The sequence below is a fragment of the Gimesia sp. genome (assembly GCF_048262075.1).
Classification (GTDB): Bacteria; Planctomycetota; Planctomycetia; order Planctomycetales; family Planctomycetaceae; genus Gimesia.
Genome location: NZ_JBLXFK010000006.1, coordinates 274,956 through 294,396, shown reverse-complemented (window position 1 = coordinate 294,396; position 19,441 = coordinate 274,956). Strand labels below are relative to the sequence as shown.

Genomic DNA, 19,441 nt, shown 5'->3' with positions numbered 1-19,441 from the left:
GCGAACAGGAAACTGTCAGGGCAATCGCACAATTCAGAACAACAAAGCCAACCCGTTCCCTCCACACCCGAACTTCCTCTACCCGCGGGGTACCATCTGTCAGCTTGCCCGACAGTGCCTGTGATCAGAGTCTCCTTACCTGGTTCAACAGGTATTATAAAAGAAGCGATCCAACCCCAGCAGATGAAAATCCCGAATCACTATATACAGATCAGGGGGTAGCCCCGGATGCAATCCGGGGTTGTCGCAGACAACAGGAAACCGCCAGGGCAGACCTTCAAATAAGAATTGACTACCACGATATAACACAAAAGAAAGGGTAACCCCGGATGCAATCCGGGGTGAGCGCAGCGAACAGGAAACTGTCAGGGCAATCGCACAATTCAGAACAACAAAGCCAACCCGCTCCCTCCACAACCGAACTTCCTCTACCCGCGGGGTGCCATCTGTCAGTTTGTCCGACAGTGCCTCTGCTCAAGGCCTTCTTACCCGGTTCACCAACCATTATAAAAGAAGCGATTCAACCCCAGCAGATGAAAATCCCGAATCACTATATACAGATCAGGGGGTAGCCCCGGATGCAATCCGGGGTGAGCAGAGCGAACAGGAAACTGTCAGGGCAATCGCACAATTCAGAACAACAAAGCCAACCCGCTCCCTCCACACCCGAACTTCCTCTACCCGCCGGGTGCCATCTGTCAGCTTGCCAGACAGTGCCTGTGAAAACGGCTTCCCTCACTATTCAGCAAGCCATTCAATCCCTTTGCGTGTGGTTTTATGTTTTTCGTAGTCGCAAAAAATCAGTCCCGCACTGCTGCCCACTGCTGATCCAGGATTTTCGGCGAGACCTTTAAAGCCGTCCCCAGCTTCTGGGCAAACAGCGACACCCGTAATTCCTCCAGCATCCAGCGGAATTTGATCAACTGCGGATCGACAATCTCCCGTTCGTGATGCTGCTTCGCCCGCTGTGAATACAGTTCAAAGTAGCGGGAGATACTGCGAATGTTCGTGATGTCTTTCTTGAGACCCGTTCCGCCCAGCTTACTCAACCGCATCTCCATCCCCTGCAGGTATCGGGGGAACTGCTGCAGCCACGGGTAAGGCGTACTCACCAGGAACCGGGCATTGATCATCGCATTGAGTTGCGCCCGCATATCATGCAGCGGCTCACTCCAGGCAGGTACCTTTGTTTTATCGAGAGTTATCTTCATCTTGTGATACTGCTCAAACAGTCCCGGCAGCAGACTTGCCAGGTCCTGCGCCGCGACCGGAATCTGGTTTCGCCACTCTTTCACCAGCTGGCGATACTGGGCCTCGTTCCGAGGCAGTCGTTCTTTTTGTCCAAACAGGGTCCGTTCTGCCAACAGTTCGACCAGTTGTTCCCGCAAATTGATCCCGCCGATTGCGGTCGCGTACAATGAGATCCGGTTCAGATCGGGTAGATGTTCAACCTGGGCTTTCAGTCGTTTGTGTTCTGACAGGATGAACAATCGGCGCAAACCAAACCGTGTTTCATAAGCCGCCCGTTCGGGAGCATCACGCAGGCAGAGCGCTACTGAAGCCTGTTCATCCACTAAACTCGGAAAACCGGTGAGCGAAAGTTGATCGTGCTGAATCTGCACCTCTGCCGGAAAATCACCAAACGTCCAGTCCGTCAAGCCAGACTGGCTCCAGTGATCATCGGAGAGAGCCGTAAAACTGCTGGCGGCTTTCGAGCCATATTCCTGGCGTAGCTGAGTCAGATTGCGATTAACGGCAATCGCGTCGCCCCCCTGGTCGAGCACGCGGATATTCATCTGCAGATGGTGAGGCAGGCGCTGGATCTCAAACTGGTCCGCGGTAATCCGCTCGCCGGAAATCTGCGACAGCATTTCCGCCACCGTCTCTTCAAACGAACCCTTGCCGAACTCCAGCTTACTGACGACCTGTTTTGCCGTTTCCGGTGCCGGTACCAGCATGCGACGAACCGCCTTGGGCAGTGCCTTGATCATCGCGGCTACTTTTTCTTCCAGCAGTCCCGGCACCAGCCAGCCCAGCCGTTGCGGCGACAGTTGATTCAGACTCTCCTGCGGAATCGAAACGGTAACGCCGTCTTCTTCTGCTCCCGGCTCCAGATGATACTCGAGCGGGAACTGCATCTTGCCCATGTTGATCGCGTCGGGGAATTCACTCGCGTCAATCTCTTCCGACTGCGTATCGAAGAAATCTTCCAGGCGCATATTCAACAACGTCGGCGTTTTACGGCTGGCGACCTTCCACCACTTCTTCAGGCTCACGCCATCATACACGTCTTCGGGAATTCGCTGATCATAATAGGCAAACTGCTGTTCCTGCGAAGGAATCAGATCATACCGACGCGAGCGGGCCTGCTGCTGTTCCAGATCTTCGATGAATTTCTGATTGTGCGCCAGAAAGTCGACGTTGATATTAATGTCACCTTCGACGAGGCCGTACTGCAATAGCAGCGTCCGCGAATGCTCGGGATCGATCTTGCCATAATGCACTGAGCGGCGGGGCACGATGGTCAGCCCGAACAGCGTCACCTTTTCCGCCGCGACTGCCGAAGCAGCTTCGCCGTTCCAGCGGGGATCGCTCCAGCTCTTCTTCACCAGGTGCGGCGCCGCCGGCTCAATCCAGTTGGGTGAAATCTTCGCGACAGTCCGCGCGTAGCGTTTACTGGTTTCGATCAGCTCGGCGGAAATGATCCACTTGGGCTTTTTCTCAAAAATTCCCGAGCCGGGCCAGAGAAAATACTTCTGCTGTCCTGCTCCCGTGTATTCGTGGGAGTCCGAACGCATGGCGATGTTCGACAACAGGCCGGGCAGCAGCGCACGATGAATGGCCGCCGAATCGTCTTTCCGCGGATGCGGTTTGATTCCGCTCTCTTCCACCAGTTGACGCAGTTGGCGAAAGATATCCGCCCACTCCCGCAGGCGATTGTACGACAGGAAATTCTGCACGCACGCGCGTCGCAGCTTGCTGTGTGACTGCTCCTCTTTCAACTTGTGGTAGAAGTCCCACAGTTTGAGGAAGCTGAGGAAATCCGAATCGGGGTCGCGAAACTGTTCGTGGGCTTCGTCGGCGGCCTGCTGTTTTTCAATCGGCCGTTCCCGCGGGTCCTGCAGTTCCAGGGCCGCGGCGATAATCAGAATTTCGTGCAGACAGTTTTCGTCGTGTGCCGCCAGAATCATCCGTGCAATCCGCGGGTCGACCGGCAGGCGACTGATCTTGCGACCAATGTCGGTCAGCCGATTCTGTTCGTCAATCGCTCCCAGTTCATACAGTGTACTGTAGCCATCGCGGATCGCCGTGGGCTTGGGGGGATCGATGAACGGGAACTCTTCAATCGCGCCCAGCCTCATATTCAGCGTCTGCAGAATGACCGACGCCAGGTTGGTCCGCAGGATTTCCGGCGACGTGAATTCATCACGGCTCTTGTAGTCGGCTTCGCTGTAAAGCCGGATACAGATCCCCGGCGCGACACGACCGCAACGACCGGCCCGCTGATTGGCGGACGCCTGCGAGACCGCTTCAATCGGCAGTCGCTGTACCTGTGAGCGACTCGAATAACGGCTGATGCGTGCCAGCCCGGTATCAATCACATAGCGGATGCCGGGCACCGTGATCGACGATTCTGCGACGTTGGTTGCAATCACAATCCGCCGATACGAGGAAGGACGAAAGACCTTGTTCTGTTCCGCCGTCGACAGCCGCCCGTAAAGCGGCACAATCTCAGTCTGCCGTCCGCCATCATCGCCGATGATCGATCGACCGCGTAACAGTTTGGCTGTCTCACGAATATCCCATTCAGTCGCGACAAAAATCAGGATGTCGCCGTCATCAATGGCCGCCAGTTCGTTGACCGCATCCGCCAGTTGTGACTGTTCGTCACGGGAACTGTTCTGTGATTTATTGCCAGTTTCTTTGCCCGCCGGTTCATCATCAAAGGGACGATAGCGAATCTCGACCGGATACGTGCGGCCCGAGACATTCAGAATCGGCGCGGGTCCCTGGCGGCTGGCAAAATGTTCGCTGAAGCGTTCCGCGTCAATCGTCGCCGAGGTGATGATCACCCGCAGATCTCTGCGTTTGGGCAGCAGACGTTTGAGAAAGCCGAGCAGGAAGTCAATGTTCAACGAGCGTTCATGGGCTTCGTCGATGATGATCGTATCGTACTGATTGAGGAAGCTGTCAGTCTGGGTTTCCGCCAGCATGATGCCGTCGGTCATCAGTTTGATATAGGTGTTCGGGTTCGTGGTGTCCGTGAAGCGAATCTTGAAGCCACAGGCGGTTCCCTGTTCGCGTCCCAGTTCTTCCGAGATACGGGCGGCAACCGAGCGGGCCGCGATGCGGCGGGGCTGCGTATGCCCGATGATGCCGCTGATCCCGCGACCCATTGACAGTAACAGCTTAGGCAATTGCGTCGATTTCCCCGACCCGGTCTCCCCGCAGACAATGACGACCTGGTTTTCTTCAATCGTTTTCTGGATCGAATCCAGTTCTGCATGGATCGGCAGACTCTGATCAAAGGTGATCTTCGGGCAGAGTTTGCGCCGTTCTTCACGGCGGGCCAGAGACTTCTCCAGTTCGCCCCGCAGCCGCTGCAGATTCTTATCGAACGGCTTCTTGTCTTTCTGGGCCTGTTTAATCGACCGCAGCCGTTGTGAGAGCCGAAACTGGTCCCCGGCCATCGCTTTTGAGATCAAAGACGGCAGTTCCGACAGCGCAGCAGTGGAAGCCTCACTAGCAGGACCAGCGTCAGCAGCAGCCGAATTCACATCACCGCGGGACATCAGACATCAACAGAAAAAACGGGGAAACGCACTATTGTGAGCATAAGGACCCGCATTATGCAGCGAAAGTTCGGCAGCGCGAAGGGTTTCAGGGAGGAATTGTAGGAATACCGTCGGGAAGCGGTGAAAGAGCCGGTTTAAATGGCAGATTGCGTGAAGATTTGTGTTGTAACGGGAGATATTGAAATCGATAACACTTCAGAATTATGGAAATCAGCCTGCTGACGCATCTTACTTAAGTGAGATTGTCTGGCTTTGATTGAGTCTGTCGAGTGGTGACCGTCAACTGTTTTTCACGGCCGGACGAGCCGGACCGTGGCACACGGTATCCTCAATAATAAACTGCAATGTGTCTTACCAGATCAGACGTCCGTGTGCCACCGCTCGGCTTGAACGACGGTGCCGATGTAGCACCAGAAAATAATCCCAACCGGGTAGCCCCGAATGCAATTCGGGGTTGTCGCAGACAACAGGAAATTGTCAGGGAAAACATTCAGACGCGGGAAACATTACCGACCCCATCAAATCAGGGTGCGGACCCGAGTGACCGCTCACCTGGCGAGATTCGATTTAGATTTGTGCTCGGAACGGGGCTCTAAAAAAAAATCGCAGTACGGCAATGCAAAGCCAGTCGCTCCCGGACTCTTCGCTTTTCCTGACAGTTTCCTGCTCGCTGCGCTCGGCCCGGATGTCTATCCGGGCCCACCCATTTTTTTGATTTTCGTGAAGTTTCGTGTTTTTCGTGGTAGCAATCAATTTGCATACACCGGAGTGAACTCCGTTCGACTGATGTAATAGAAAGGGTAACCCCGAATGCAATCCGTTAAAACATTCCAACATGCATTTTTTCTACCACGAAAAACACGAAAGAAAATATGCTTTCAAGATTTCTGGCTCACGAACAACATTCCCCACTCAACTGCAGTAGCTGTGCCACCACCTGATGCATATCCGGTTGGTTGATTTCGGGGTGCTTTGCCAGGGGATAGAGTTGGGCGCCGGGGCGGGCGACAAAGGCGCCGCGCCAGCCGGCCCAGAGGGCGCCGGCGATGTCCCAGCCGTGGGCGGCGATCAGCATGCAGTCTTCCGGGGGCACATTCATTTTACGCGACGCCCATTTGTAAACGTGGCTGTGCGGTTTGAACATCTGCACGTCTTCCACACTCAAACGGTCTTCGAACAGATCGGTGAGACCGGCGTTTTTCATTTGCGCATCCACGCCTGCCTGAGAGGAATTGGTCAACGTCACCATGCGGTAGCCGGCTTCTTTTAACTGCTCCAGTGCCGGCCTCACATCGGGATGGGCCGGCAACGAGCGGATCGGTGCCAGCGCCTGCTTTGCCGCGTCGTCTGAAAGATCAATGTCATGATTGCGGGCCACCATCTGCAGTGTGGCAGCGCCGATCACGCCGAAATCGTCGTAATGATCGCCGACGGTTGCCACCAGCGAATGCTGCAGCATCGTCGTGAACCACAGCGGCAGCAGATCGGGACGACCTCCCAGTGCTGCCGCGACACTCTGTTTCATCGCATCCAGATCAAGCAGCGTTTCGTTGACATCAAAGAACAGGCATTTGGGGCGCGTGGAGACCGAGGGCATGGTGGGGTCCTCTGCAGATAAGGTAGCGGGCAACAGACCAGCGGCAATGCCGGCGGTAGCGGTGAGAAAATTCCGCCGACTGGATGCGGCATTGCTGGCACTGTCAGGTTCGGGAGCAGACGTCATTCTGAAATCCTTTGGAGAAATGACGAAATGGGTTCAATTGAGACAACAGCCTCAATCGTCAGCAGTCAGTATGACAGCATCCGCCGCCTGGTTCCAGAGTATTCCGCTGCTGCCACGATTCCGTTATTTTTTCTGCTGTCGTTTTTCGGGCTCTTTTGGGGGCTGCTTCAACTGTTGATCGAAGAATGCGACGATCATTTTATTGATTTTGGGGGCGTTGAATTCCGGGCCGCCGTGACCGGCGTTTTCGACGATGTGCAGTTGCGCGGGCACCTTGTTTTTCTTGAGAGCCTTTTCCAGAATGATGCTCTGATGTACGGGGACCGCGGGGTCTTTGGAGCCGTGAATGATCAGGAACGGAGGGTCCTGTTTGTCGATGTAGGTGATCGGGTTGGCCCGCGCGACGCGGTCCTTGTGTTCCAGAATCGGGCCGCCCAGCAGCAGTGATTCGGGAGAGCGGGGATCGTTGTGTTTGAGCCGCGAACCGGGTATCGCGTGCTTGTCCATCTGCAGAAAGTCGGTTGGCCCCCACATGTCACAGACCGCCTGCACGCTGCTGGACTGGTCGAGGTGTTTGCCAACATTGCCTTCCAGATCTTTGATTCCGCCGCTGGTTCCCAGTAACGCGACCAGGTGCCCGCCCGCGGAAGAGCCGCCGACGCCGATGCGGGTGGCATCGTATCCATATTTTTTCGCATGGGCACGCAACCAGCGGATGGCGGCTTTGCAGTCGTTGATCTGGGCCGGGAACTTTGCTTCGCCGCTGAGTCGATAATTGATGCTGGCACACGCGTAGCCGGCATCAGTCAGCAGCGGCACAAATTTGCCTCCCCGTCCTTTATTGCCGCCGCGCCAGCCGCCGCCATGAATCCAGACAACCAGCGGTGGATTTTTGACATTGCGCGGCATATACAAGTCGAGTAGCAGGGAGGAGCCGTCTACATTCGCGTATTCCACGTCGCGGTGTTCAACCAGGTTTCCTCTGAACCGCGGCGGGCCATTCGGACGGGACTTCTGTGCAAAGCCTGTTTCTCCCAGGCAGACTGTGAACGCCAGGCATGCGATAATGGTTCTGAATGAAAGTGGGGTCATGCGGGTCTCCTTCTGGGGCTGGCTGTGTTTATAACACGTACACGTACTATGTCGGATTGAACCCGACTCTCGATGGAAAGTATCGCGGTTTCTGCCACTTTATGTGATCGATTGCGAACGAGGTACAACTCATGATGCTATTGCAGGGCCTGGGTGATTTCTTTCAGCCCCTTCATCAGGGTCTGTTTCTTACGGGGCGTGAGAGCGGTTTCCAGGGTCTGGTGAATCTGACTGGAATGCCTGACCAGTTTCTTCTGCAACCGTTTCCCGCTGGCTGTTAAATAGACGCGTAACGCCCGCCGATCGTTTTTACTGGCTTCGCGGCGGATCACTTTTTTCTGCTCCAGCAGTCTCAGCATGGCGCCGATCGTATTGGCATCAGAAGACATGCGTTCGCTGAGTTCGGTCTGGATGATGCCTTCAGCTTCGCTCAGCACCGAGAGCAGCACGTATTGATCCACGGTCACGCCAAATTCAGCAAAGTGGGCCTGCGCCACACGATGCATCGTCAGGTAAGCCTGCCTTAATCGCATTGGAATCGTATCATCAACGGTCATCCGCACTGGTCCTTCTCTGAGGGAGCGTTCTTCATGTCAGGTAGGGAAGACTTAAGTCTGCTTCAGTTTGCAGATTCCTGTCGAAGAGTGCAACGGGAGAAGGTGACACAATTTTGCGGTGACAGAAAGAGTGGTGCTGCCAGTGTAAGGTTTCAGTTTTCGTTTGAAAGCGACGTCAGACCCATCCTGTGTGCTCATTCAGCCGCCCCGATCTGCTTCCGATTAAGATGTAAGACAAGGGTGAATAGGTAGATAGGGTTGATGTGTATTGCGGGTGTTCTGTCCGATTATGCAGGTTATGATTCAAATGCGTAATATGTCTGTAACTTCATATATATAAATGAAATGCGATATGTTTCATTGTCGTAAGTCCAGTAGACATTCTTCTTATTATGAATAAATTAATATTGTATTGTAAAAAATAGTTAATAATATATGTTCTAATAAGTTAATATATCTGTGTAAGTCGGTCTTTATTGTCGTTCTGATAGACCGGCTGTTTTCTATTTTAAGATTTTTCTGATTTCGATCTTCTTTATTTTTATTGGTTTTTACTTAGTTAAGAGAGTGACATGAACTTGAAGACACAACAGCGACGTGGATTTACACTGATCGAACTGCTGGTGGTAATCGCAATTATCGCCATTCTGATTGCCCTCCTGCTGCCCGCCGTACAGCAGGCCCGGGAAGCTGCCCGACGGTCACAGTGCCGCAACAATATGAAACAGCTGGGGCTGGCGTTCCATAACTATCATGATAACTTCCTGATGATGCCCACCGGTTACTTTCAAAAGGGGGGATATCAGACTGGCTGGGTTGCCCGGATTCTGCCTTACATTGATCAGGCTCCGCTTTATAACAGCATCTCTTCCATCACAGGCGAGATTAATGAAATCACTCCCTGGCGTTCCTCTTCGATTGGTTCGCGTCAGGAATTCACGACACCCATTCAGGTGATTCTCTGCCCTTCTTCCGAACTGGGTTCAACGGCTCCCACGCACTCCACTGTTCCCGCCCAACATGGCGGGCTGCATTATCGGGGAAATGGCGGTTCGGTAGATGTCGGGCTGCAGTCCGGTTTTTCCACGTCAACTCACAACTACACCACTTCGGGTGTGCTCTATCCCAAATCGAAAACTCGGATGCGGGATATTACCGATGGGACCTCCAATACTTTTCTGCTGGGTGAACTCTCTTCGGCTTTGAATGGCTGGGGCAGCAACACCGGCTTTGATGACATGGTGACCTGGACCTGGGCTACCTATGCATACGGCGGTAATACCGGCACAGATGGCTTCCTGATGATCGATACCAAGGCCACACAGTACCCGATTGGTTCCAGCACGCATTCCCAGTACGGCGTATCCTGGAGAAGCGCCCATGTCGGCGGCGCGCATCTGCTGTTCTGTGACGGTCGTGTGCAGTTTCTGTCTGCCAGTATGAATCTGGACACGCTCAAAGGTCTGGCTACTCGTTCGTCCGGTGAAGTCCTCGGCGAATATTAAGTCGTACTCAACTAAATTTATCGGGGGGACTGTCCGGAACAGGCAGCACCCCCGTTTTAAATTCCGTATCAACGGGAACCACTTTGCGCGATTTCACTGCGTAGAGACTGGTCTTTTCATTCACAATTTATTCACTGGTAAAGCTCCAAAATGAAGTTAAACATGTCATCCCTGTGTTCCGTTCTGCTCGTGCTGTCAATAATGACAGGCTGTGGTGAGCAGATCGAAAAGAAACCGACGGCACCCGTAAAAGGTATCGTCACCTTTGAAGGTAAGCCACTGGAGACTGGCGAAGTCGTGTTCTTTCCCGACTCGGGAGAGCAGATTGCACACGGAAAGATTCAGCCCGATGGCAGTTTTCAGTTAACCACCTACGAAGAAGGTGATGGCGCATTTCCCGGCACGCATAAAGTGACCATCATTTCCGAACGGGATATGGAAGGCGTTTCTGCCGAAGATCCGGAAGCCTCCATGGAGCCTTCATATATTCCGACGAAGTATAATATGCAGAAGACGTCCGGCCTGACCGCCGTCGTCAAAGAAGGAGATAACGAGATCAAATTTGATCTCGAATAAGCTGACAGTTCCTGAACAATGAACTGGCTTTGAGAGTGATCTCTTTCTTCGGAGGGAGATCACTTTTTTTACCCACATCAGACAGAAGTGTGAACTATTCAGAAGAGAGAGTCGATCGTGATCATCACCAGGATGATTACTCCGATCGCGAGTTTCCCCACAACACCCAGCAGGCGCCCCACAAACGCCGCGGTGCTGATGTGTATGCGGTTGACTTCATGATTCCCTTTCCAGACTTCCCCCAGGTAGGCGCCTGCGAATGCCCCCAGGGCTCCGCCGAAAATCGCGCCTAAGATGGTTCCCAAAGGAGGCAGCAATGGAGTCGCCAGAGTCGCCCCGATCACACTGGCGATGAACGTTCCCAGCAGAGCCAGAATCATGGCGCGACGGCTGGCGCCTTTTTTCGCCGCGCCGGCTGAACTGCCCAGCGCTTCCACGACTTCGCCGAGACCTGCCAGCGCGATCGCTATTACCAGTACGGTCAGCGAAATGCCATGCTCATCGCGTCCCGGCATAAACAGATAAAACAGAGCCGACAGAAAGACCATGATCCAGTTACCGGGGACCAGAAACAGAATCGAGACCCACGAAGTCAGGTTCGCCAGAAACAGCAGGAGCACCATCAGGTAATAAAACGTGAAGGGGAGCCAGTCTGTGAGCCACTCAAATGACATGAATCGGGTACCTGCAGGAAAAAACACACCAGGGGATCTGCGACGCCAGTTTATTGATTTTGCCTGGTATTGGTATTCGTTCTTCGTAAATCGTTGTGAAATATTAGAGAATGCAAAAAAATGACGAATGTTGAGCCGTGATTCGAGGTTATTTTAGTGCAGCCCCGTCCCTCTTTAATTACAAGAAAGTGTACAAAAAAATACTTCTAATGTCAGTTTGAGTGATCAATGATTGTATTTGTGTGATTTCAGAGGTAAAATCGTAGTTTTGATGAACCATTGCTGGACGACAATTCTTATAATCATCAATGTTGTCTGATGTAATGTGCAGGTTTTGATAATCTGTCGTGTTCACTACGAATTCTGTTCGCTGTTTCTTTACGAAACGGAGAGCAGGCAAAAGTTTTCGTCTCATCCTAATAAGGAGCAGGCCGTGAGTGTTGTCAATTCCACCCGCGAAGTTCAGGTCGAAGAAATTGTAGACGTTGAACCTCACAACTGGTTGAACATGAAGGAAGTTCCCGCCTGGCTGATCAGCCTGGGGGTCCACTTGCTGTTTCTGTTTATGCTGGCAAGCTTCACCCGCATCACGCTGCTCGATTCGGAAAACGCCATCATCTCTTCGATTGAAGAGATTGATGATAACGTGTTCAAGCTTGACCCCACTATTCAGGATGTCGTCGGCACAGCCGGTGATACCGCGCTGATGACGCAGTCCATGGCCGCGGCGCCACAGACTTCGGTCGAACAGCAGCAGGCAATGCAGGAACAGCTCGAAACGGAAATTGAAGCCCCCGAGCCCATCATCGACGACCTGATGACTCAACCCGCCAAAGAAGAATTGATGGCTGCTGTTGAAGTCTCTGGTGAAACCGACCGACCCGATGGCGGCGTTGCCGGTGCCATCGACCGCCTGACACTCGAAATCGCCTCCGCTGCCAAGGAAAAGAAACTGCTGGTCGTCTGGCTGTTTGATGTGTCCCCTTCCGTCAGCAAGCGACGTAACGAGATCGCCGACCGATTTGAAAATGTCTACAAGCAGTTGGGTCTGCTGGATGCAGCGGAAGATGATAGCGCACTGAGAACCGCGGTCGCCGCCTTCGGTGCGACTACACAGTTCGTCACGAAAGATCCGGTCAGCGACGTCAAAGAAGTCGTTTCCCAGATTCGTTCTATTAAAGAAGACACAACCGGTGATGAAAATGTGTTTGCAGCCGTCACGCAGGTCGCCAAACGCTATCGCTCGTATAAAAAGCAGGGCCGTCGTAACATGATGGTCATCGTGGTGACAGACGAAGCGGGCACCGATGCCAAGGCAAATCTGGAAGACGCCATCATGCTGACGAAACGTGAAGGGATTAAATGTTATGTCGTTGGTAACGCAGCCCCCTTCGGTCAGCGGGAAGTAAGAATCAATTTTGAAATCGAGCCAGGCGTATTTGTCCCGGCTGTATCTGAAACCGGACCGGAAACGGTCGCGGCAGAACGCATTAAGTTGCCTTTCTGGGGACAGAACAACTATGACATCCGCGAAATTTCTTCCGGCTACGGTCCGTATGCGTTAACACGCCTGTGTGCAGAAACCAACGGGATCTATTTCATCACTGAAGAAACCAGCGGTCCCAAGTTTGAACCAGCCGACATGCGGGCTTATCACCCCGACTATATTTCCATTCGTGATTACGAGAGTAAAATCAACAAAAATATGGCAAAGCGGGCACTGGTGATGGCGGCGACTGCCACCCGCACATCAAAACGGACACTGCCAACGCCCACGCTGCTCTTCCCGGCCAATACCGATAATGTATTACGCCAGGCCATCACCGTGGCACAAAAGCCGGTTTCCGAACTCGATTACGGGCTCAATGAACTACAGGTGATTCTGGAGCAGGGTCTGAAAGACCGCCAGAAGATCTCCGAACCCCGCTGGCGGGCCAACTACGATCTGGCCCTGGGACGCGTGCTGGCTGCTCGGGTGCGGGCCTTTGGATACAATACCATACTGGCTGACATGAAGAGCAGCCCCAAAACATTTGAGAAAAAAGAGAACAACGCCTGGCAACTGGTTCCCGCAGAAGATGTGCGTTCCAGTCCCACCGTGCGAAAACTGGGCAAACAGGCTCAGGAGCTGTTGAACGGCATTATCGACGAACATCCAGGCACTCCCTGGGCCTACCTGGCTGCCAAAGAGCTGGATAAACCGCTGGGCTGGGCATGGAAAGAAATGAAGATGAACCTGGATCCCCAGGGGAATCGTGTTCGCAAACCAAACCCACGTTTTCAGGAAGAAGAACGTAAGAGAAAAGAGGCGCTGATGAAACGTGGCATCAATGGAAACCAGCCACTCAAAATCTGACCTTGTTAAATACCAATATCTCTAATAATACAATCAACTTAGCGACTGGTCTGACTGGAAGGTTCAGCGCGGACCACAGTTTTATATTCACTTCAATTTTCTAAAACCGGATCAGCATCTTTTTCAATATTTGTTGAGACAAAACAGGCACTCGTTTTCAATAGCAGTTTGCTATAAAAATGACCGGGGGGTTATTACAGATGGCTCAGGCGCGAGATTATTCCGCTTTTTTCACCTCTTTGATTGTACACGCGGTGATTCTGCTGGCGATGGGATTTATGCACCATCAACTGACAGACAATCAGCCCGAAGTGGCTATCGAAACGATCTTTGACGATGAACGAGATCACGCTGAGTTCGAACAGGTTCTGGAAACCAATCTGGAAGTTTCCGAAAACCTGAGCGTAACGTCGGGCGGCATGGTTTCCACCAACGTCGGGGCTTCCACAGCGCCCGCGGTTTCCTCGCAGAAGATCGAGACATCTGAAAGCCTCAAAGAACCCGAAATCAAAATCAACGCCGGCGAGATCACAGCGCCCGGCGATGACATCCTCGGCCAGGACCTGGGAGTGGGTGAAGTCACAGGTGAAGTGGGTGCCGTCGTGGAAGGCTACGGGTCAGCCATGAGCCGGATTTCCAAAGAACTGATCCGCATCATGCGGGAAGAAAAAATCCTGGTCGTCTGGCTGTTCGATGAGTCGGGCAGTATGAAAGACGACCAGAAGGAAATCCGAGATAACTTCAATAAAATCTACGGCGAACTGGGAATTGCGGCCAGGCAGGAAGCAAAAACCCGTGATCGGGATCAGACACTGCTGACCTCCATTCTCAGTTATGGTGCCACAGTCCATGTTCACACGCCCAAACCCACCACCGACCTGAAAGAAGTCCAGGACGCGATTAGCAAAATTCCGACCGATGAAACCGGTTTGGAAAACATGTGTCAGACCGTCTCTGCGACCATCGATAAATACACCCTCATGGCCAGGAAAACGGATCGTCGGCTCTGTCTCGTTGTGGTCACCGATGAATCAGGCGATGACGGTGCCGCGGTGGAAGAAGTCATTACCCGTGCCAAACGCGTTAAAACGCCGATCTACATCCTCGGGCGGGAATCGGTGTTCGGTTATCCTTATGCCCGCCAGATCTGGCGCGACCCCGTGTATGACCTGCCTCACTGGATTCGGATCAATCGCGGGCCGGAAACCGCGTTTCCTGAAGCATTGCAGTACGATGGTCTCCATGGTCGCTGGGATGCGTTCTCCGCAGGCTTCGGGCCTTACGAACAGGTGCGCATCGCCCGTGAAACCGGGGGAATCTTCTTCGTCCTGCCCGGAAAAGAAGGGGAACTGGGAGGAGCCGGCAGTACCGCTGATCGACAATTCCGGTTCCAGGATATGAAAGAGTATCAACCGCTCCTGCTCTCTCGTCGTGATTACGACGCAGAACGCAGTGCCAGCAAGTTCCGTACTTCCATCTGGAAGGTGATTGTCACACTGAATCCACACCTGGATAAACAGTTAAACGTCAGAGAGCTTTATTACCCGCTCAAGCAGAAAGAATTTTTTGAAGTCGGCAGTAAAGAAGTTCCCAAGGCAATCCGCGCCATGGGGCTACTACAGGTCGCCATCGGTATCCTCGAATCGATTGAGCCCTTACGTGCGCAGGAAAAATCTTCCCGCTGGCGTGCCGCCTACGATCTGGCGCTGGCACAATGTCTGGCCTACCGCGTGCGCCTGTTCCAGTATTGTCTGGCCATGGATCAGCACGCGAAAAAAATGCCCGAACTCAAAGAGAAAAAAAGCAATGTCTGGAATGTCCGTCGTCGGAAGGAAATGTTGCCTCCCGATCCGGAGCAGGTCAAGCTGACAAAAGTCAGTCCTGAAGAACTGGATAAACAGTTGAAGAAGGCAGAAGCACAGTACAAACTTGTGATCAAAGAGCACCCGGGAACTCCCTGGGCACAACGGGCGCAGTATGAGTTAAGGCAGGGATTCGGGATGTATTTTGCTGAAGGATTTCATGATCCCCGGTACAAGAAGGTGGGTAAAGAAATCAAAATTCCCAAGCTGTAAACTGCTGCGAATTACTTAATGTCCTTAATACACGACAGGGCACTTTTCGGAAAATATCCCGGGAAGTGCCCTGTTTGCTTTCAACCGGTCCAGCCGCCGCGTAGCATATATGGTATTCCGATTTGCTGCTGCTAACTCAGTAAAACGGCACACAGTTTTAGACGACACAACAACCGTATTATTATTTCCTGATGACATCAAGGAGTTCTCTACACGATGAACCAATACCGCGCTAGCAACTGTTTTAACATCTTTACCGGCCTGATGGCGGCACTGCTCGTCTCGTCCCTGCTGGGAAACAACGATGCTTTCTCAGGCGAGAAGACCGCCGAAACCGAAGAAGGCTGGATTGAACTGTTTAACGGTAAAGATCTGACCGGCTGGACGGTCGCCGAAGGGGGGCCCTTTGAAGTGAAGGACGGCGTGATCGAAGTCACGGGGAAACGCTCGCATCTTTTCACCAACAAAGAATACAAGAACTTTGAGTTTAAAGCCGACGTGAAAACGACTCCAGGCAGCAACTCGGGGATTTTCTTCCATACCAAATTCCAGGAAGAAGGCTGGCCAACACAGGGATATGAATCTCAGGTCAACGTGAGCCATAAAGACCCTGTCAAAACCGGCAGTCTCTATAATCGGGTCAAACTGTTCAAAACGCCCGCCAAAGATAACGAGTGGTGGACCCAGCATATCATCGTCAACGGTCGCCATGTGATTGTAAAAATCAATGATCAAACAGTTATCGATTACACCGAACCGGAAGGCGCAACGGGCTCTCCTTCGCTGGGTAAAAAAGGGAGCTTCGCCCTGCAGGCACACGATCCCAAGAGTGTCGTTCATTATAAGAATATCCGCGTCAAACCCCTGGCTGACTGAGCCTGGTGATACAGACGAAACTTTGAGCCCTCATCGTGTAGATCGAGGGCTTTTTTCTTCTCTTTGATTCAGCATAAAGAAGTCGACTTGTGAAACCGGGATACAATACCAATGGCCTGGCCTTTCATCGCTGGGATGACGCGATCTCTCTGCTGGCAGAGACCGGTTACCAGTCGGTGGCGCTGACCGTCGATCATTATTGCCTGAATCCCTATGCCTCCGAATTGGATCAACGGCTGCAGGAAATGCAGTCGCTGCTGCAAAAGTATCAGCTCTCCTCGGTGATCGAAACCGGTGCCCGCTTCCTGCTGGACCCGCGAGAGAAACATGAGCCAACCTTGCTCACCGCCGATCCCAATGCCCGCGCACGACGTGTCGATTTCCTGAAACGCTGTGTTGATCTGGCTGCTTTTCTCAAATCCGATGCAGTTTCTTTCTGGGCAGGTCAGCTCAAACAGGATCTGCACCGGGAAGCCGCTTTGGAACGACTGGCAGCGGGATGCCGTGAAGTCATCACATATGCTGCTGAGAAAGAAGTCCGGCTGGCGTTTGAACCGGAACCGGGGATGCTGATTGAAACGCTGCAGGACTTCGCGGAATTGAACGAACGCGTCAGTCATCCCTGTTTTGGTCTGACCGTGGATATCGGACACCTGCAGTGTATGGGAGAGACGCCGATCAGCCAGTATCTTGCGCCCTGGAAAGATCGCATCTTTAACATCCATATTGAAGACATGGTTCAGGGAGAACACGATCATCTGAGGTTCGGCGCAGGCGACATTGATTTTCCGGATGTCATTCAGGGGCTGCGACAGATTGGCTATCCCGGAGGCCTGCACGTCGAATTGAGCCGCCACAGCCACATGGCACCACAGGTCGTCCGTGAGTCGTACGCGTTTCTGACTCACCTCATCCAGGCTGACTGAATGTCATCGCTGCCAACCGACAGTCACGGTGCCGAGAATCCTCTCACAGGATTGTAGCGATTATTTCGGATAATCGCGTTAGGGCAGGTAAACTGGAGTTCTACTGTACCCGCATACGATACTCAGATAGCGGGCAATAGCAGAGGAATCTCAGTTTTGCCGGAGAGATGATGTCACCGTCATCACCCGGAGAGTTGGATTGTCTCTGCTGTTATAGATCCAGGCACTTTTTATACGATCTCATGTCGGCATGGCTTCATCAATTTCCAAAACTTTTGACCTTCTTGCGCAGAGCCGAAATTCTCATGCTGTCAATGCATTGATTCTGGCCCTGGACGTAGAAAATCCGGAAATTCGTGAACAGGCTGTCTTCGCTTTACTGCAGCAGCAGAGTTCACGCGGACTGGTCGAAGTGATCCGCCGTTACCCCACCCATACTGCCGGTATCCGCAAACTTCTGGAGACACATTCCAATGCTCTCGATGCTGCGATTCGGCAATGCCTGCAGCACGGCAATCGAGAACTGCAGTACTGCGGCCTGGAATTTATCCGTCTCACCAGTGATTTTAAACAGATTCCTTCAATCATCGCCTTGTTTGAGAATAAGCGGCTGGTCAATCATCAGCCGGATCTGACATCACAAACACTCCGCTACCTGGTGGGAAGGCTCTACGAATATTTTCTGAATCCCTCAGTTGATTCCGTTTATTCCCGTGCGTTCCTGAAAAATGCCAAAGAGATCAGGCGTGACAATCTCAACGCACTTGTCGCAGCAACCGAACACCTGCAGGAATTTGATCGCCCCGAAGAAATCATGGAAAGTCTGCTGATTCTGGGCAACGTGGAAGATCCCGCCATCAGAAAAGTGCTCTGGAGTTCGAACGAAGACATCAGGCGTCTGGCCGAACAGGTTCTGAAACGGAGCAAACATATCGGCGTCATGCAGCTCATTTGTGACTTTACGGAAGTGAATTATCCAAATGCGAAAGCGCTGGAAGCGATCTCGACGCGCGACGACCCCGAATTCATCGCGCATCTGTTGCGTTGGTTACCCGAAAAATCAACTGAACTGCAACACACGAATTTCCGGCAAATTGACCAGGTGATCTGGCTCCGTGTGGATCGCCAGGATTTCAGCCGCATTCCCCAGGTGCTGCAGGTCGCTTTGATTCGATTGATCAGCCTGCTCAACCTCGATGTCGCCAGCAAAAAACAGGCACAAAAATGGATGCTGCAGCATGGGACGCCTGCCGCCAAAGAAATAGCCATTGATATGCTGCGGAACCTGGATACCACCGAAGTTACGGAAATGGTCCTGGAAAGTCTGGATTCGGAAGATCCGATCCAGCAGGCCTGGGCGACCTGCCAGCTCCGGGCGCAGCATGTTCCGGATGCCATGAATCTGCTGGTCAATAAAATTGACAGTCCGGTCGAGGAAGTTCGAGAAGCAGCGCGACGGGAACTGTCCAGTTTTGACGTCGAGTATGTCCTCGAACATTTTGAGGAATTCAATTCTCATGTCTGCCCATCGGTAGGCAAGCTGCTGCAGAAACTGAATCCGCGATACATCGTCGATTTGAGCCGCGCCATGTCACATCCACTGCGGAAACGGCGTATCAAAGCTGCCCGCTGTGCCTATGCTTTGAAATTACATGATCAGGTTGTCCCTGCGCTGGCTGCGCTCCTGGAAGATGCGGATGATCTCGTACGCAGAACCAGTGCGGAAATTCTGGCCACCATTTCTCATTCCGCGGCGCGACAGTCACTGGCAAAACTGGTGAATGATGATAATACGCGCATCCGCGAAATCGCAGTCAAAGCGCTGCAGAGACCGCTGCCTCTGGAACAACCCGATCTGAACCAAGTAGAAGGGACAAACGATACATGAACATCGATTTCTGGTTCCTGCTGGCAGGACATACCGATGAAGTCTCCCGTGCGTTTCGTAATCGCAGTCTGCTACAGGAAAACTGGCTGCTGATTTCGGCGTCTATCGTGATTGGCGTAGTCTGGCTCACCCTGTATCTCTGGGAAAACCTGCAACTGCAGCGCAAGGCAAATTCGGATACCCCCCAGGGACTGTTTTACGATTTGTGTAAAACGCATCGACTGAACCGTGCTGATATCAACTATCTGCTGAAAGCCTCTGATGCGCACTGTCATGAACAGCCTGCCATGATCTTCATCGATCCCGCGATCCTGCATTCCTGTTCCAGGCAGACCGATGTTGATGCCCGCTATTACGAACTGCTGGAAGAACGACTGTTTCAGAAATAAATCTGGTC

General features: G+C 52.7%; 13 protein-coding genes. 8 read left to right on the top strand and 5 right to left on the bottom strand.

Annotation, left to right across the window (positions count from 1 at the left end; genetic code table 11):
* Window positions 1-800 precede the first annotated feature (800 nt).
* The 4 genes from hrpA to ACN0YH_RS14465 form a co-directional block, all read right to left on the bottom strand.
* Window positions 801-4,793, bottom strand: a complete 3,993-nt coding sequence (gene hrpA, locus ACN0YH_RS14480) for an ATP-dependent RNA helicase HrpA (protein ID WP_417380283.1) — start codon at window positions 4,791-4,793, stop codon at window positions 801-803.
* Window positions 4,794-5,688: 895 nt separating this feature from the next.
* Window positions 5,689-6,519, bottom strand: a complete 831-nt coding sequence (locus ACN0YH_RS14475) for a haloacid dehalogenase type II (protein ID WP_417380282.1) — start codon at window positions 6,517-6,519, stop codon at window positions 5,689-5,691.
* Window positions 6,520-6,642: 123 nt separating this feature from the next.
* Window positions 6,643-7,611 carry an alpha/beta hydrolase fold domain-containing protein gene (locus ACN0YH_RS14470; protein ID WP_417380281.1) on the bottom strand — a complete coding sequence of 323 codons (969 nt, stop codon included), beginning with the start codon at window positions 7,609-7,611 and terminating at the stop codon, window positions 6,643-6,645.
* 137 nt (window positions 7,612-7,748) lie between these two features.
* The gene (locus ACN0YH_RS14465; RefSeq protein WP_417380280.1) at window positions 7,749-8,168 is read right to left on the bottom strand and encodes a MarR family winged helix-turn-helix transcriptional regulator; all 420 of its coding nucleotides are present in this window, start codon (window positions 8,166-8,168) and stop codon (window positions 7,749-7,751) included.
* Between the two features lie 572 nt (window positions 8,169-8,740).
* On the opposite strand from ACN0YH_RS14465, the gene ACN0YH_RS14460 reads away from it, so the two are divergent.
* Entirely contained in the window at window positions 8,741-9,673 is a 933-nt protein-coding gene (locus ACN0YH_RS14460; RefSeq protein ID WP_417380279.1) for a DUF1559 domain-containing protein, read from the top strand.
* A gap of 162 nt (window positions 9,674-9,835) precedes the next feature.
* A complete protein-coding gene (locus tag ACN0YH_RS14455) occupies window positions 9,836-10,249 on the top strand; it encodes a hypothetical protein (RefSeq protein WP_417380278.1) in 414 nt (137 codons plus the stop codon).
* A gap of 98 nt (window positions 10,250-10,347) precedes the next feature.
* Here ACN0YH_RS14455 and ACN0YH_RS14450 read toward each other — a convergent pair whose 3' ends face one another.
* Window positions 10,348-10,923, bottom strand: coding sequence for a DUF456 domain-containing protein (locus tag ACN0YH_RS14450; protein WP_417380277.1), 576 nt, complete (start codon window positions 10,921-10,923; stop codon window positions 10,348-10,350).
* Window positions 10,924-11,356: 433 nt separating this feature from the next.
* Between ACN0YH_RS14450 and ACN0YH_RS14445 the strand changes: the two genes are divergently transcribed.
* The 6 genes from ACN0YH_RS14445 (at window position 11,357) to ACN0YH_RS14420 (ending at window position 19,433) form a co-directional block, all read left to right on the top strand.
* Window positions 11,357-13,279: a vWA domain-containing protein gene (locus tag ACN0YH_RS14445; RefSeq protein ID WP_417380276.1), complete on the top strand. Its 1,923-nt coding sequence runs from the start codon at window positions 11,357-11,359 to the stop codon at window positions 13,277-13,279.
* 200 nt (window positions 13,280-13,479) lie between these two features.
* Window positions 13,480-15,354, top strand: a complete 1,875-nt coding sequence (locus ACN0YH_RS14440; protein ID WP_417380275.1) for a vWA domain-containing protein — start codon at window positions 13,480-13,482, stop codon at window positions 15,352-15,354.
* Between the two features lie 216 nt (window positions 15,355-15,570).
* Entirely contained in the window at window positions 15,571-16,230 is a 660-nt protein-coding gene (locus ACN0YH_RS14435; protein ID WP_417380274.1) for a 3-keto-disaccharide hydrolase, read from the top strand.
* An 89-nt stretch (window positions 16,231-16,319) separates the two neighbouring features.
* Complete coding sequence (locus tag ACN0YH_RS14430) at window positions 16,320-17,156, top strand: sugar phosphate isomerase/epimerase family protein (RefSeq protein WP_417380273.1); 837 nt, start codon at window positions 16,320-16,322, stop codon at window positions 17,154-17,156.
* Window positions 17,157-17,406: 250 nt separating this feature from the next.
* Window positions 17,407-19,044 (top strand): HEAT repeat domain-containing protein, encoded by a 1,638-nt coding sequence (locus ACN0YH_RS14425; protein ID WP_417380272.1) that lies wholly within the window; start codon window positions 17,407-17,409, stop codon window positions 19,042-19,044.
* A complete protein-coding gene (locus ACN0YH_RS14420; RefSeq protein ID WP_417380271.1) occupies window positions 19,041-19,433 on the top strand; it encodes a hypothetical protein in 393 nt (130 codons plus the stop codon). The genes ACN0YH_RS14425 and ACN0YH_RS14420 overlap by 4 nt, the downstream gene beginning before the upstream one ends.
* Window positions 19,434-19,441: the final 8 nt, after the last annotated feature.

Bases quoted from the DNA above. Each gene is read 5' to 3' on its own strand.
- hrpA (WP_417380283.1), bottom strand. From the start codon at position 4,793: ATGTCCCGCGGTGATGTGAATTCGGCTGCTGCTGACGCTGGTCCTGCT.
- ACN0YH_RS14475 (WP_417380282.1), bottom strand. From the start codon at position 6,519: ATGACGTCTGCTCCCGAACCTGACAGTGCCAGCAATGCCGCATCCAGT.
- ACN0YH_RS14470 (WP_417380281.1), bottom strand. From the start codon at position 7,611: ATGACCCCACTTTCATTCAGAACCATTATCGCATGCCTGGCGTTCACA.
- ACN0YH_RS14465 (WP_417380280.1), bottom strand. From the start codon at position 8,168: ATGACCGTTGATGATACGATTCCAATGCGATTAAGGCAGGCTTACCTG.
- ACN0YH_RS14460 (WP_417380279.1), top strand. From the start codon at position 8,741: ATGAACTTGAAGACACAACAGCGACGTGGATTTACACTGATCGAACTG.
- ACN0YH_RS14455 (WP_417380278.1), top strand. From the start codon at position 9,836: ATGTCATCCCTGTGTTCCGTTCTGCTCGTGCTGTCAATAATGACAGGC.
- ACN0YH_RS14450 (WP_417380277.1), bottom strand. From the start codon at position 10,923: ATGTCATTTGAGTGGCTCACAGACTGGCTCCCCTTCACGTTTTATTAC.
- ACN0YH_RS14440 (WP_417380275.1), top strand. From the start codon at position 13,480: ATGGCTCAGGCGCGAGATTATTCCGCTTTTTTCACCTCTTTGATTGTA.
- ACN0YH_RS14435 (WP_417380274.1), top strand. From the start codon at position 15,571: ATGAACCAATACCGCGCTAGCAACTGTTTTAACATCTTTACCGGCCTG.
- ACN0YH_RS14425 (WP_417380272.1), top strand. From the start codon at position 17,407: ATGGCTTCATCAATTTCCAAAACTTTTGACCTTCTTGCGCAGAGCCGA.
- ACN0YH_RS14420 (WP_417380271.1), top strand. From the start codon at position 19,041: ATGAACATCGATTTCTGGTTCCTGCTGGCAGGACATACCGATGAAGTC.